Annotated in this window: 14 protein-coding genes and 1 pseudogene; 7 read left to right on the top strand and 8 right to left on the bottom strand. The window is 38.2% G+C overall.

The annotated features are described in order from the left end of the window. The first annotated feature begins 17 nt into the window (after positions 1-17). The gene (locus tag AC1M9D_RS11935; RefSeq protein WP_481612259.1) at positions 18-467 is read left to right on the top strand and encodes a hypothetical protein; all 450 of its coding nucleotides are present in this window, start codon (positions 18-20) and stop codon (positions 465-467) included. A gap of 6 nt (positions 468-473) precedes the next feature. On the opposite strand, the gene AC1M9D_RS11940 is transcribed toward AC1M9D_RS11935, so the two are convergent. From AC1M9D_RS11940 to AC1M9D_RS11955, 4 genes are all read right to left on the bottom strand, one after another. After that, positions 474-1,487: a pirin family protein gene (locus tag AC1M9D_RS11940; protein WP_481612260.1), complete on the bottom strand. Its 1,014-nt coding sequence runs from the start codon at positions 1,485-1,487 to the stop codon at positions 474-476. An 89-nt stretch (positions 1,488-1,576) separates the two neighbouring features. Then, on the bottom strand, positions 1,577-2,161 hold the full coding sequence (locus AC1M9D_RS11945) for a hypothetical protein (protein ID WP_481612261.1): 585 nt from the start codon (positions 2,159-2,161) through the stop codon (positions 1,577-1,579). A gap of 194 nt (positions 2,162-2,355) precedes the next feature. Then, a complete protein-coding gene (locus tag AC1M9D_RS11950; protein ID WP_481595186.1) occupies positions 2,356-2,898 on the bottom strand; it encodes a glutathione peroxidase in 543 nt (180 codons plus the stop codon). A 115-nt stretch (positions 2,899-3,013) separates the two neighbouring features. After that, a complete protein-coding gene (locus AC1M9D_RS11955; RefSeq protein ID WP_481595185.1) occupies positions 3,014-3,535 on the bottom strand; it encodes a hypothetical protein in 522 nt (173 codons plus the stop codon). Between the two features lie 341 nt (positions 3,536-3,876). On the opposite strand from AC1M9D_RS11955, the gene AC1M9D_RS11960 reads away from it, so the two are divergent. Then, positions 3,877-4,785, top strand: coding sequence for a DMT family transporter (locus tag AC1M9D_RS11960; RefSeq protein WP_035268220.1), 909 nt, complete (start codon positions 3,877-3,879; stop codon positions 4,783-4,785). A gap of 385 nt (positions 4,786-5,170) precedes the next feature. Here AC1M9D_RS11960 and tsaC read toward each other — a convergent pair whose 3' ends face one another. The 3 genes and pseudogenes from tsaC to AC1M9D_RS11975 form a co-directional block, all read right to left on the bottom strand. After that, a complete protein-coding gene (gene tsaC / locus AC1M9D_RS11965; RefSeq protein ID WP_035268223.1) occupies positions 5,171-5,740 on the bottom strand; it encodes an L-threonylcarbamoyladenylate synthase type 1 TsaC in 570 nt (189 codons plus the stop codon). Positions 5,741-5,788: 48 nt separating this feature from the next. Further along, positions 5,789-6,985: pseudogene (dprA, locus tag AC1M9D_RS11970) on the bottom strand (DNA-processing protein DprA). 14 nt (positions 6,986-6,999) lie between these two features. Then, positions 7,000-8,151 (bottom strand): LysM peptidoglycan-binding domain-containing protein, encoded by a 1,152-nt coding sequence (locus tag AC1M9D_RS11975; protein WP_481593714.1) that lies wholly within the window; start codon positions 8,149-8,151, stop codon positions 7,000-7,002. 122 nt (positions 8,152-8,273) lie between these two features. Between AC1M9D_RS11975 and def the strand changes: the two genes are divergently transcribed. From def to AC1M9D_RS11995, 4 genes are all read left to right on the top strand, one after another. Further along, a complete protein-coding gene (gene def, locus AC1M9D_RS11980; RefSeq protein ID WP_035268228.1) occupies positions 8,274-8,804 on the top strand; it encodes a peptide deformylase in 531 nt (176 codons plus the stop codon). A gap of 86 nt (positions 8,805-8,890) precedes the next feature. Next, positions 8,891-9,346: a DUF2946 domain-containing protein gene (locus AC1M9D_RS11985; protein WP_228133268.1), complete on the top strand. Its 456-nt coding sequence runs from the start codon at positions 8,891-8,893 to the stop codon at positions 9,344-9,346. 70 nt (positions 9,347-9,416) lie between these two features. Continuing rightward, positions 9,417-11,462, top strand: a complete 2,046-nt coding sequence (locus AC1M9D_RS11990; protein WP_481612262.1) for a TonB-dependent copper receptor — start codon at positions 9,417-9,419, stop codon at positions 11,460-11,462. A gap of 168 nt (positions 11,463-11,630) precedes the next feature. After that, the gene (locus AC1M9D_RS11995) at positions 11,631-12,560 is read left to right on the top strand and encodes a metal-dependent hydrolase (RefSeq protein WP_481612263.1); all 930 of its coding nucleotides are present in this window, start codon (positions 11,631-11,633) and stop codon (positions 12,558-12,560) included. 42 nt (positions 12,561-12,602) lie between these two features. Here the strand turns inward: AC1M9D_RS11995 and AC1M9D_RS12000 are convergent, their stop codons facing one another. Next, positions 12,603-13,811 (bottom strand): oxygenase MpaB family protein, encoded by a 1,209-nt coding sequence (locus AC1M9D_RS12000; protein WP_481612264.1) that lies wholly within the window; start codon positions 13,809-13,811, stop codon positions 12,603-12,605. Positions 13,812-13,895: 84 nt separating this feature from the next. On the opposite strand from AC1M9D_RS12000, the gene AC1M9D_RS12005 reads away from it, so the two are divergent. Beyond that, a complete protein-coding gene (locus AC1M9D_RS12005; RefSeq protein WP_481593778.1) occupies positions 13,896-14,498 on the top strand; it encodes a TetR/AcrR family transcriptional regulator in 603 nt (200 codons plus the stop codon). Positions 14,499-14,846: the final 348 nt, after the last annotated feature.

The raw sequence follows: 14,846 nt of genomic DNA on the forward strand, positions 1-14,846 counted from the left end.
ATAAATCCAAATAAATAATGTATCGTCAAAGTCTAATTATCGCGTTAAGCATATTCATCTTCAGTCAGCTCACCGCATGTCAAAATTATTATTTAAGTCAGCCCAATGAACCTACTGAAGCGGCCTTGGTTGCCAACTCATATAAAAATGGTTTAAGTGCTGAAATCGAGTTGGATTATCTCAGCGTATTTCAAAATCTGAGACAAGCATATCGTCGATGTATCGGTTTCTCACGTGATGATGACCTAGTCTTTACTGAAAACAAGCTTGAAGAGCATATTGAAATGGCAACCCTATTTGCTCGAACAGAACGTGGTGAATACGTTCATAAGGCAACTGTAGAAAAGCTATCACCTACGTTGACAAGATTTACCTTGTATTTGCCTCAACGTTATCCTTTTCCCAATGCACGTTTTGAACAGGAGATTAAACGAGCATTGGGCAAAGATGAATACTGTAATATTTAAACCTAGTTAAGCCCCATCTGAACTCATTTGTTCAGGATATTCCTTGCGTTTACCACCTTCATAGCTTGCAAAACGGGGTGTTTCACGTGAAAACGTTGGAGCATCACTTGGCCAAGGCCATTCACCAAAATGGGTCTCACGATATCGTTTGAATGCAACATCAAGTTCTTCTTTGTTGTTCAATACAAAAGGTCCTCGCATTGCAACTGGTGCACCAATAGGTTCACCTTCTAACCATAAGATTCTCGCTTCTTGATCACCTGCTTCAAGTTGAATTTCGGTATCAGCTTTAAGCTCTACAAGATGTTTAAATTGAATGGGTGAATCAGCAATATTTAAAGTTGAACCCTGATAAAAGTAAGCAAATCGAGTAGAGGTCGCGGTCGTGGCTGGAATTTCAAGGTGTGCGCCAGCTTCTAAAGTAATTAAGTATATATTCACTTTATTTTCTGCTGCAGCTGCCCAAGAGTGTGGTGGGCGACTTAATGCATTTTGATTTTGATATTGTCCTGAAATAACTCGTATATCAATGCTGCGAGACTGGTGATCAGTCACTTTCACATGAGGAATTTGTTCACGCCAAAACATTTTATAATCAGCAGGTTGTTTTTTTTGTTCTGGAGATGAGTTAAACCAAATTTGAAATAATTCAAAAGGATTCTCCCGATCCTGATGAATTAACGGGAACATTTCACAGTGTTCAACACCATTTCCCGTACTTAGCCATTGCACATCGCCTGCAGCATATCGTCCACCATTCCCCAAGGAATCAAAATGATCGACATAACCTTGTTCCACTAAAGTAATGGTTTCAAAACCCGTGTGTGGATGTTCGGGAAAGCCTGGAACAACACTACCATAATACATATTGAATTCTTGATTGATTGCAGGATGAACTGGTCCCATTTCAGCATTCCCGGCAGGGTAGTGATCAATATGATGAGCAGTAAAGATGAAAGGATCTTTTAAATCTAAACGAAAAGTAATAGGAGTTATATTATAGATGGGTGAGGTAGACATGCCGACTCCATGATATTTGAATTATTTAAGATCCAAATTAAAGAGAAATCCCTCACTCCACCATCTCTATTTTGTGAAAATAATGTATATCAATCCTCGGCTTGATTATTTTCTGTAGATGATCCGGACTGAGTCAAAAGCATACTGGCTAATTTCACCATTTCACCTTGGATATTACCCATTTGCTTTTCTAAAGCTGCAAAATCGATGTTGTTTAAATTCACTTGGCCGTTTAGTAATGGTGAAGCTAATACATTTTCATTTGCCGTTAAAATATTAGAACGAATCTGGGCAATTTCTTGGCTTTTTAGGTCAAGTCCTGTCAATGCCTCATTAAATCCTAGTAATTGAGATTTCAAACTTTGCACTGACTGATCTAACTTTTGTGGATCTTTATTATTTACAGCTTCTTCTAAATCAGATTGTAGCTGTTGAATTTGCTCAATATATCCACCTGCTTTCAGCTGTACATCTGCCACATCACGTACAATGTAAAACATATTGCCTGACTTTAAGTCAGCTGGATCAGTGACTTGGACAGGAGAAGATTCTTCAATATTAGCTGCTGTTGATTCCTTTTCTTGATCGGGTTGTGATTGCGGCTGACAACCTAACATCACGAGACCGAAGCCAAATAATGCAAAAGGGGTAACAATGCTTTGAAATACTTTCACTAATAAAACCAAATCGTTAATCACTTCATTCCAAGATACGATACAAATATGAGTTAAATCTGAATATTTGCAAAGCAATAACAAAAATTTTGATGTGAAAGAGTAACTTATGATTTTGACAGATTAATGAAGATATTTATTGAATTGAATAAGAAATAATCAAGTGACAAGATCGTCACTTGATCTTGATGAGATTATTTCGCCAGTTCAGCATTAATTGCATCAACAATACGCGCATCATCTGCAGTGATGTCTGGTGCAAAACGAGCAACGACTTCCCCTGTTTTTGAAACTAAGAATTTCTCAAAATTCCATAATACTTCAGGGGGATTATTAGGCGTTAAACCATAATCAACCAGATCTTTCCACCAAGGCCCCTCACCAAGACGCTCTGGAATGGCATTTGTTAAAGTTTCATATAGCGGATGTTTATTCTCCCCAACCACTGGAATTTTCGCAAAAAGAGGGAAGTCCACTTGATAATTCACTGAACAAAATTGTTCAATCTCTTCATTACTTCCTGGTTCTTGTTCAAGAAAGTCATTGGAAGGAAAGCCAAGAATTTCGAATCCTTGTTGTTTTTTTTCACTATAGAGTTTTTGCAGACCTTCGTACTGAGGGGTAAGGCCACATTTAGACGCTACATTCACGATCAATAATACTTTGCCTTCGTATTGCGATAAATCAACAGGCTGCCCCTGAATTGTATTTACTGGAATGTTATAAACTGAAGCCATTTCAATGTCCTAATCATAAAGTACTTAAAATATGTAGATTGAAAATACCATGGCATATAGATCTCACCAAGGTGTCTACAGTGAAAAAAACAGGCCTGACGGCCTGCTTTATGAGTTAAGATTTTGTCCCGACTTGGTTTTTAAGATTCTGCATGTCCTGTAACAAGCTTTGTTGTAACTCAACAGCTTTCTTTTGTAGTTCAGTGATTTCATTCATATCAGGCTTTTCTTTAACACCTGCTTCTGCGAGGTCCAATCCAAGCTCATTCGATTCTTTCATTTTATCTCGAAGAGATGCACCTTCAGTACTTTTGAGCGCAAGTTTGTCCAGATCATCATTAAATTGATCCACATAGTTATCCATCTTCTCAACCACTGCGTCTAATTCAGCTTTATTATTGTTTTGCGCAGCTTGTGTCACTTCGTTTTGAAATGCCAAAGCCTCTTGAGCTTTTGTATTTGAAATTTGATCCAGTAAATCTAAGTCATGTTGAATATCTGCATTTACATTGCTACTTAATGTATTGCTTTGAACCGTTTCAGCGGCAGTAGGTGAGGATTGATCGTTAGACTTTTTATCACAAGCGGTTAGAAAAACAGCTGTAGTGCATAGTGATGCAATGAGAAGTTTTTTCATAATTTATCCTTTTTATATGCTCGGTTCAATGCACTTACATTCACGATGAAGCACATTAAAAAATATTCAGTTAACCCGTTGATGGGAAAATTCAAGCATTTACGATCTCATAGCTCACACACAGCTTCTAGTGTTGTTTTGTAGAGGAATCCCTGTAAAAAAGTGAAAAGTGTTTTAAAATAGAATAGCACTCTACTTAATTTTTTAAGTAAAAATCTCAGACTTAGATGGCTGTTCTGCAGTCATTAACAATGAGGGGGGAGTGTGTTTCATGGAATGAAAAAGTCTAAAAATTGATGAAATCTTGATCTTAACGATTAAATAAAAATTAGGATGAAAATATGACATTTGAAAAAAAGCATTTGCTCTGGGCTCTATCATTGCCAGTCATTGCTGTATTGATTTGGTCGTTGAATATAGCTATTACACGATATGTTGCAGAGTATATTTCACCTGTCAGTATTAGTTTTTATCGTTGGATTATTGCCTTTTTGATTTTAACACCCTTTATTCTACCTAAAGTCATCAAACAGCGTACTTTGGTACGACAAAATATAGTGAAATTAGCAGTGCTGAGTGCATTTGGTATGGTGCTTTATCAGGGGTTAGCTTACACCGCAGCACATTACACGACTGCAACCAATATGGGCATAATTAATGCCTTTATTCCAATTTTCACCATTTTTGTTTCACTGATGATTTTAAAAGAGTTTCCAACTCGATTTGCAGTGGTGGGTAGTATTTTATCATTTATCGGCCTGATTTATGTTATCGGTCAGGGGCGTCTAGATACACTGATGCATCTGGGTGGGCATTGGGGCGACATGATTATGATCGTCGCGGTATTCTTCTATGCTTTTTATGGTGTATTTCTCAAAAAGTGGCAACTCGAGCTCCCTTTAATGATTAGTCTTTATATTCAGATTGGTTTTGCAGTGTTGTACCACTTACCATTCGTTGCCGTATTGGGTCTCGATGCAATTGATCTGGATAACGGCTTGAGTGTGTTATATGCGGGAATTTTCCCTTCGATTATTGCGCCGTTAGTATGGATGTTGGCTGTTCAACATTTAGGCCCAAATCGAACCAGCATCTTTATGAACTTAATGCCAATCTTTACCGCCATTATTGCTTATGTTTGGTTAAAAGAAGCATGGACGATTTATCACAGTTTAGGCGGAATCGTGATTTTGATAGGTATTGCTTTAGCACAGAAAAAAACTTCATTCATAAAGGCTAAGAGTGTTTAAAAAACAGACAATCGATTTATTTTTTTATTATACTTAAAATCTATAAAAGCTTATTGATCTAAATTAACTATCATTAGGCTTTTTAAAAAGTAAAATTAATAATTAAAAATAGGTACTTAATTATATCAATTGAACTAATAATTAATCTTTATAAGAAAAATGATGATTTGAAACTCTAAGTCTTAGTAATTGTGTAATATTTTTTTTTGTAGCATAATATGCGTACTGCAGAGAAAGCGATAATACACTCTTTTTCTGTACAGATGAATTTCTGAACCCTCTGGATGTGATTAGCACATCCTTTTATATGCTCAGTCAATACCTTTATGACTGAGCTTTTTTTTGTCTTAAATAATAAGTTTTAAGTCTCAGCATATCATGCTTTTTAAGCACGAATGACATCACCAGTTTCTGCATCTAATATTCGGCTAGGTTCTTGGCTCAGGCCTAAATCTCCATTTAAATAATTTAATTCAGCACCAAAGTACTGATTGACTTCTTGCAATGAGCGAGCGGGGTCTAAACCAGCAGGATTTGCACTGGTTGAAACAATGAACCCATCAAATGCGTTACACAGTGCGATGCAAAGAGGATGGTTGGTGACTCGGATAGCAACCTTAGGATGTTTGCCTCGAATCCAAAGTGGTATTTGCTCATCAGCTGGGAGAAGCCATGTTGTGGCGCGATCTTGATAAGATGTTTGTGACCAACTTTCAATCACCGCATCGCGGCGGTCTTGAGGCAGCTTTGATAATAAATGTTCAACCTGACTGACTTGACCAGCCAGTAAGATCACCCCTTTTTCGATAGGGCGTTGTTTTAATCTTAAAATTTCTTTAAAAGCATTTTCATTAAAAGGGTCGCAACCTAAGCCCCATACTGCTTCTGTAGGATAAGCCAAAACTTGACCTTGTTTTAGACATTGAGCAGCCTCAGCAACTGAGGTTGTTAACATAAGCGTTCACCATTCTCTTGATTGAAAAGACTATTGTGAACCTTAATTTTAATTACGGCAACGTAGGTATAACCCAGATTGTTGAATACAGCGTCCTAAAAGTTCTAACTCCATCAAGTGGCTGGTGAGTGTCGCGGTGTCTAAATCAAGGGTTGCTGCAATTTGATCGAGATCGCGACCAACCCAATCTAATTGTTGAAATACAGCTAACAAATGTATAGGAATCGAATGTTCATCATCCTCATGCTTACTTAACTTTGGATGGTCTACTGAATGAACTATTTCGTCATTTTGGAACTCATTAGGATTGTTTTTTCGTGACAGTGATGCTTGTTGATGCTGCCATTGAGTCGGCAGGGCTAAATCTTCAAGGATCTGCTCAGGATGATCAACTCAGATGGCACCTTCACGAATCAACTGATGGCAACCTTGATGAAATTCACTATAAATATGACCTGGAATCGCAAAGGTCGTTTTACCTTGATTTGCAACAGCTTGGGCCGTAATTAATGAACCACTGCCCAATTGAGCTTCCGCTACCAATATCCCTAAACTTAAGCCACTTACAATTCTATTTCTGCGTGGAAAATTATGCTGAAGCGGTTTTGTCCCGGGTAAAAACTCAGAAATGATGGTCCCGTTCTGCTTCAAGATTTGATCATGTAATGGGCGATTTTGTGATGGGTAAATTAAATCTAACCCTGTGCCGATAACGGCGATTGTTCTGCCATGTTGCAAAGCACCCTGATGGGCTGCTTCATCAATCCCTTGTGCTAATCCACTCGTGATATAAAAACCTTGATCACTCAGATAATACGCAAAATCATATGCGACTTGTTTGCCATGTGGACTTGGTTTACGGCTTCCAACAATGGCAATTTGTGCTTCAGACAAGTGCTGTGCTTTACCTTTCCCAAATAAAATTGGGGGGCGGTCATGATAGGGCATCAATTGCTGAGGATAGTCTGGGTCTTGCTCAGTGAGCATAAAATCAGAATGTTGATGAATTTGATACAGAATTCGCTCAAATTCTTGTTGCTGTTGATCAGAGAAAAATTGAGATGCACGCTCGATATGGTTTTTATGTAAGTTGAGCTGATGCCATTGATTTAGATGATTTTTCTGTACAGCATCTTGAGCTGAACCAAAATGCTGAACAAGTTTTTGATAAGCACTGAGTGAATGTTGAACGAGGTACCAGAGTTTAATATAAGCCAACTGATGGTCGTTAATCTCGTTCAACATATCCGCACCTAATTTTAATTTTCAACCATTGGTGATGGTTCTAATACAGCACCTACTTTAATTGGAAGTGCGCTGTCTAGCACGTAAGCGTAACTTAATTGATCGAAAGTTTTAAAAATCATTAAATTGCCCACACGCTGATTAGGCAGTTGAATATTTTCTTTGGTCTTCGGATCTTTAACCACTTCGCCTTGTTGGAAAATACTTAACACGTGACCATTTTTTGCGCCGTGAACGCTTCCGCGGTTAATTGTGACAACACTATGTTGAGCTGCTGTACCAATAGAACCCATAACACGAATCACTTGACCGCCTGGCTGAATATCCGTTGTTGCCGTTGGATAGAAGAGGCTTGGTAATTCATTTTGAAATTTAGGTAAAACGTAATCACCGCGACGAACTTCGGCATTAAAACTTTGTTTAAGTTCTAAGGTTGAAATTTCATTTTCGTTGGCAACAGCGACTGCAGTAGCTACCTCAATCAGTTCAAGTGCACCTGTGTATTTTTTCCCTTTTTCATCTAAGAAAACATACGGTTCAGCTTCACGATAAACACCGTAGCTTTGTCCAGGGTTAATCCCTTGACCACGTGCATAAACTGTTTGACCTTCCCCAGCAACGATACGACGATCTGCCGAACCGAGAATATAAGGTGTGCTTTGCAAAGCATCAGGCGCAACGATGATACTTCTTTCTAGCCAAGGTTGAATATCATCCAAGGGAATAATTGGAATGGTATTCCCTAAGCTTTCTACACGTACTTGAGGTTTTAGATTGATAGCACCAAGATGACGACGAATAACGCCTTCACAACCGTCACCTTCATCTTTACCAATCAGTGGACGCCCATCTAATGTACAGAGTAGTAAGCGATCACCCGGGTAGATCCAGTGTGGATTTTTGACATGTTTATTGGATGCCCAAATTTCTTTCCAACGCCAAGGTGAGCGCAAAAATTTACCTGAAATGTCCCACAAAGTGTCGCCTTTTTTGACCACATAAACGTGAGGAGCACCAGCCTTAATCGATGGTGGGCTTACATTTGGACTGGCTTGTGTTATTTGCGCGGTAAACAAGCCCGCACTTATGCAAATTGCAAGTGAAAGGCAATGTTTCTTTAACCCCAGAGCATGTGAAAAAGCCATGCCATTGAAAACCTTTTTCATTATCATAATTCCTAAAATTATGTATCTATTTGCGCTATAATACGCATATTACACGTATTATTTGATGAAGCATTAACTTCATTTAATTTTTAAGATCAATGGCATAGCCGGTGAGGAGCAGCATGGCCTTATTACCAATTTTAAGTTTTCCTGATCCCCGTTTGCGTACTATTGCCAAACCTGTAGAGGAAGTGACGGATGAAATTCGTCAACTTGCTGCAGACATGTTTGAAACCATGTATGAAGCACCAGGTATTGGTCTAGCTGCAACCCAAGTTGATCATCATATTCAGCTTATCGTCATGGACTTGTCTGAAGATAAAAATCAGCCGATGGTTTTTATTAATCCTAAAGTCACCCCATTAACTGAAGATACCCAACCTTATGAAGAGGGTTGTCTATCAGTTCCACAAATATACGATAAAGTTGAGCGTCCGTCACGCGTCAAAATTGACGCAATTAACTTAGAAGGGCAAGCTTTTGAATTAGAAGCTGATGGTCTTTTGGCAGTATGTATCCAGCACGAAATGGATCATCTGAACGGAAAATTATTTGTTGATTATTTATCTCCTTTAAAACGCCAAAGAGCGCGTGAAAAGGTAGAAAAAGTCGTTCGTCAGCGTCAAAAAGAAAAAGTTGCTGTAAAGCGTTAATTCTCTAAGAATTTTAAATATGTTGATAAAGCCCAATTTCGATTGGGCTTTGTTATAATTGCTCAAATTTTATTTGGAATGACAATTTGTTCCGCAATGGGTTGCTGCTGAGTTTCGCAGCAGTATTATTACAGATCGCTGTTTTTCTTCAGCCTTTGCTTCCAGCGCAATATCAAATTGCGCCGGTCTGCGAAACGATCACCCGTGCCTTATTCGAACAGCCTAATCATTCTGGTCTTACCACGCTCGTTCATCACGCTCATCATGTTTCCACTTCACATGCGTTACATGAACATCATGAGTTTAAGCGCTATGTTGAATCCTCGCATAGTGGGCACGATCATCATGACCCAAACCATCAATGCCAATACTGTACTGTATTTGGTAATTTGATTTTGCCACCTGAGCTGAATGTTAAAGAAGTTTTTGTACGTTTAAATATACGTTTGATCGCATTCCAAAAAGCGTTCAAACATATTTATTTCGACTTACAGCGTTTATTCCTTTTACCTCAAGGTCGGGCACCGCCACTCTTTTCTTAAATATTGTCTTTATTTTTAGGGTCTTGAATGACTCTAGCATTGTCATATTTAAATTTTGAGTGAATATATCATGGCTCAGCCAAAATTCTATTTACAGCCACTAGCGGCTGCGATTTCCATTGCCTTTATTGCGCAAACTTCATTTGCTGAAGTCCAATCTACAGCTTCAAATCCAACACCTGATACACACATGACGAACTTAGCGCCAATTGTTGCTACAGCTCTACAAGGTAATGATGCTAATGGCTTGATTGTACGTGCAAACCCGAAGCAACCCATTCAGCCTATTCCTGCGTCGGATGGCGCAGATTACTTACAAAGTATTGTAGGGTTTAGCAGCGTAAATAGTGGTGCAGGTACGAACGGTGATGTGACCTTTCGTGGAATGTTTGGATCACGAATCAAAATTCTAACAGATGGAACTGAAAATTTAGGCGCATGCCCGAGTCGTATGGATTCACCGACTTCGTATATCTCACCTGAGAGCTATGATCGAATCTCGGTGATTAAAGGTCCCCAAACTGTCCAGTACGCCAACACAGGTTCAGCAGCAACAGTGATTTTCGAGCGACGCCCAGAACAATTGAATGATGAAAAAAATTATCGAGGTCAGGCAAGTGTATTAATGGGCTCTTTTGGGCGTTTAGACCAAAATATTGAGGCAGCGGTAGGAGATGAACAAAAATATATTCGAATCAATAGCAACCGATCAGTCTCAAATAGTTATCAAGATGGTAATGGGGCGACCGTACCATCAGATTGGAAACGATGGAATGCAGATTTAGCATTGGGCTGGACACCTAATGCAGATACATGGATCGAGTTAACTGGCGGTAAGGCTGATGGTGAGGCTGTATATGCTGGGCGAGATATGGATGGTTCTAAATTTGCCCGCGAGAGCTTGGGATTAAGATTTGAGAAAAAGAATCTCTCAGAGGTAGTTAAAAAAGTTGAGGCGCAAGTCAATTACAACTTTAATGATCATGTGATGGATAATTTTAGTTTGCGTGATGTCGATGGCGCGGATCGCGCTATGAATGTGACACGTCGTACTTTGAATGCACGTTTAGCCACAACGATGGAGTGGGATAAAGCAATATTCATTACGGGTGTTGATACTCAGAATAATCAACATGCTGGTGGAATGTATCATTCAAGCATGCCAATGATGAATACTCCACTAACAGAGGATATGAAGTTTCAATCTTATGGTGGGTTCACTGAATTATCATATCCATTGAATGATCATAATAAGTTGGTCACAGGTGTTCGGGTTGATCAAGTTAAGATTAAAAACTTAAAAATGGTTCAAGAACGTCAGGAAACATTACCAAGTGGTTTTATACGGTTTGAAAATCAGCATCCAGAGCATGATGCTAAAACCTATGTTGGTCTAGGCTATGTAGAGCGCGTACCAGATTATTGGGAGTTGTTTAAGACAGATTATCAAGGCAATGCTGTTGCTACCTTCAAGGATTTAGAAACAGAAAAAACCTTACAGTTGGATGTTGGATACCAACATAATCACGGGGCATTCAGTTCATGGGCATCAGCTTATGCTGGTTTGATCGATGATTTCATATTATTGAATTATGACCCAGCAAAAATGACTGGTCATGGTAAAAATGCTGCTGATTCTAGAAATGTCGATGCGACAATCGCAGGGGCAGAAGCTGGTGTAGGTTATCAATTTACCGATGCTGTTCAGGCAGATCTTAGTGCGATGTATGCTTGGGGAAAAAACACAACTGATCATCAACCTTTACCTCAAATATCTCCGCTGGAAGCACGTTTAAATTTAAGATATGTGCAAGAGCGTTTTAACTTAGGTTTATTGTGGCGTGTGGTAGATGGGCAGGATCGTGTCAGTATTAATCAAGGTAATATTGTAGGTAAGGACTTTAAAACGAGTTCAGGTTTCTCGACGCTGTCTTTAAATGGTACTTATCAAATTCATCAAGGTGTTGATTTGAGTATTGGAATTGATAATGTTCTGGATAAAGTTTATACGGAACACTTAAATAAAGCAGGTAGTGCTGGATTTGGTTTTGCACAGAATGAGCAATTTAATAATATAGGACGTAATTATTGGGCGCGTGTGAGTATGAAGTTCTAGTCATATTCAGTTTATTTGACGTATTAAGCCTAACACCCATTTAGATCGCCGTCTTAATGGGTGTTTTCTTTGAAATTGTCAGACATAAAATATGAATGTCCTTAAATGATATTGTGATAAGGTTATCATTATTTTAAAAATAATAAAAAAGAAGTAATGGATAATAAAATGACAACAATGAGTCAAGTTCATCAACTACATGGTCGTAAAGTAAAATTTGATTTCAATCATATTCCAAAGCATTGGATTGAAAATGACCCTGTTTCCACCCATATGTTGAATACAGCACATATGATTTTACCTGCGGGTGAGTTTTGGTTTTGCCGTGTATTTAATAAAGCTTTACCGTTCGTCAAAGACGAACAATTAAAAGCTGACGTGAAAGGTTTTATTCAGCAAGAAGCGATTCATGGTCGTACTCATCAACATGCACAAGTTTATTTTGATCAACATGGATTAGATGTAAAGCCGTTCATTCAACGCATGCATTATCTTTTTGAAATCCTTTTGGGAGAAAATCCAGTAGGTATCAAAATGATGAAAAAAGTGGTTGGTGAAAAACGTTGGTTAATCTTCCGACTGGGTGTGATTGCAGCCATTGAGCACTATACTGGTGTGGCAGGGCAGTGGAGCTTGGACAATACTTCATTGGATAAAGCCGATCCAATCATGGCTGATCTATTCTGTTGGCATCTTGCTGAAGAAGTTGAACATCGTACGGTTGCGTATGATTTGTTTAAACATATGTTTGAATCAGAGTTTAATTTCCAAATTTCAAAAAATGCTTTGATGACCTTTATCTTCCCTATTATGGCAGCGGTTTGGGTTGAAGGCGGCAAAACAATTTTGAAACAAGATAAAGATGCAGGTAAGTTTAGACATATGGGTACTTTAAGACTCATTATGCAAATGGAAAAAATTAGTCGTAAGACCGATCATATTCCTACCTTCAGTCATTTAACTTTAGCTACTATCCGTTGGTTTAGTCCAAAGTTTCATCCAGTGCAAGAAGGTAATACTCAACAAGCTTTGGATTATCTAGCACGCTCTCCATCAGCACTTCGAGCTGAGCAAGAGGCAACATTAAAAATGGCTTAAAAATATACATGCAAAAAACCGAGCCTTAGCTCGGTTTTTTATTTATTGATGCATACTTGCCAGCTGTTTTCCTGCATTTTGATATAAATCGAGAGCTTGTTCTTGTTGTGATCGCCCTTTACGCTGTAAATAAAGATCAAGCTTTGGTATTTTTTTTGCGCCAGCATAAATCACAGTATTTTTGGTCAGCAGATACAGTGGATACCACGGCAGTATTCGAGGCTTAAGCCCTAAATTTTTCATTTTTTTACGGCCCATAAAGATTTGGGTAACATCTAAGTGATTCTGGTAGGCTTTCTTCTGCATGAAACGTTTAAAATGTTTATATTCGCGTTCAAATGGTTCTTTGGATAGGCTTACTGCAAGCTGACGACTACTTTCATCCACTTGAGGATGAGCATAATTCATCCATTGCAATAATTTCCAGCCTTCAGACTCTTTATCAATCAGCCAGTGTTCGTCAACACCCATCAACCAGCCTGTATATTTCCAAAAATGCATAATCGCATCGACTTCACTTTTAGTTGGAAAAATACCGATTGCTCGAATACCTAAAAGCATTACACCGCTGAAAGCAATATTTGTCATTGCCTGATCATATTGGTTAATCGGCATTCCCCAAATATCCCAGTCCCAATCTTTGGATTTTTTTAGATGGTAGCGAACTAAAGAATGGATGAAACGCACAAAAATTGTTGAAGTAAAGCCATCATTAAAGCGTTGAAATCCATTCGGCTTAGTAACATCTAGCCACCATTTATGCGTTTCTGCTAAGCGCTTGCCTGCATATTTGCTTAGAGCACCTGTTAAAATCAAAGGTTGATTAAAGCCAGGGTATTGATATCCAGTCATTAGCGCGAGATCACGCATAATAAAAGTGACATTTGCGCCTAAACGATGCGTGAATTGAATTGCACGATCAATTTTTTCTTGATCGAACCAAACAGGCTGTTGTTCCACGAGATCAAAGAATGCTTTGATTTCAGGGACTCGTTTGGGAAGAGCATCTAAGCCTTGATATAACGCCGTTTCAAAAAGCTTTCTATTTTCGCGTGGATTGGTCATCACCCAATCCATTAAGCGATCCATCGGCACATCACCCGTATGTAAACTTTCATTTAACTCTAAATATTCAGCATAAGTGGGAATGAAGTTTTGATCGGTCATTTTGTGTAGAAGCTGAGACAATAGATCGCTGCGCTTCATTCGCTCATATGAAGCCATACGTTTTGGAATGCTAAAATTTGACATAGTGTAATTAATCTGGTTATTGTTTGATCAAAGATTAATATGAATATTTATTCGCATTCAATTCGCATTATTAGAATCGCTGCTATGAGAAAAAGACCCCAACAACAAAGAGCAAAGCTGGTAGTCGATAGTATTTTGGAAGCGACTCTGATATGCATTTCTGAAATGGGCCTAGATCAAGTTACTACGCCAAAAATATCTGAAAAATCAGGGGTGAGCGTAGGCTCTATCTATCAATATTTCGAAAATAAAGATCAGATAATTTTAGAATTGTTACGCCGTAAGAGTGAAAACTTAGGTTTGTCACTTAAAGCGCTGGCGATGAATCAAGAAGAAATGGATTTAAAAACCTTAGTCGATGTTAGTCTTCAATTCGGATTTGATGTAATGAGAGAAGATAATGGTTTCTTCTTTGAAGTCCTGAAACATTGGCATGGCTACAACAATTCAGAAGCCGCAAAGGTTTTAGAAAAGCATTTTTTGGAAGTTGGTTTATATGTATTCAATCGTTTTTATCGTCATTGGGACTTTGAAACACTCAAGCATAAATCTTTTGTGATTATTAATAGTACCTTGTTCACAATGATGAGGTTTGTAAGCAATAATGATTTTCTTATTTCAGAACAACAGCTTAAGCGGGAATTAAGTGCAATGATTTTGTCTTATTTAGACAGCGACAAGAGTTAAAAGCTCACGCAAATAAAATTATATATAAAAAACATATAGTTAATTTATGGTTGGTTTATTAACTATACAAACAAATAGAAAATATTGAAAAAATAGTTGCGTAAGAAAATAAATGGCCTATAATGCACATCCATCGGCGGTGATGTTGATTAAAACTTGTTGAAAAACAATGATTTAGCTGAATAGGTTGGATCTAAGTTTTGAGAATGGGTTGGAAAATAAATTAACATTGCTAGTTGACTTTCTGAAAAGAAAGCGTAATATAGCCGACCTAGCTTGATGCTGACGAAGCATTAAGAAGATCATTAAGAGATTATGAAGAACAACTTGTGTGGATTTTTACTGGTT

Source organism: Acinetobacter sp. ANC_7682 (assembly GCF_056779795.1).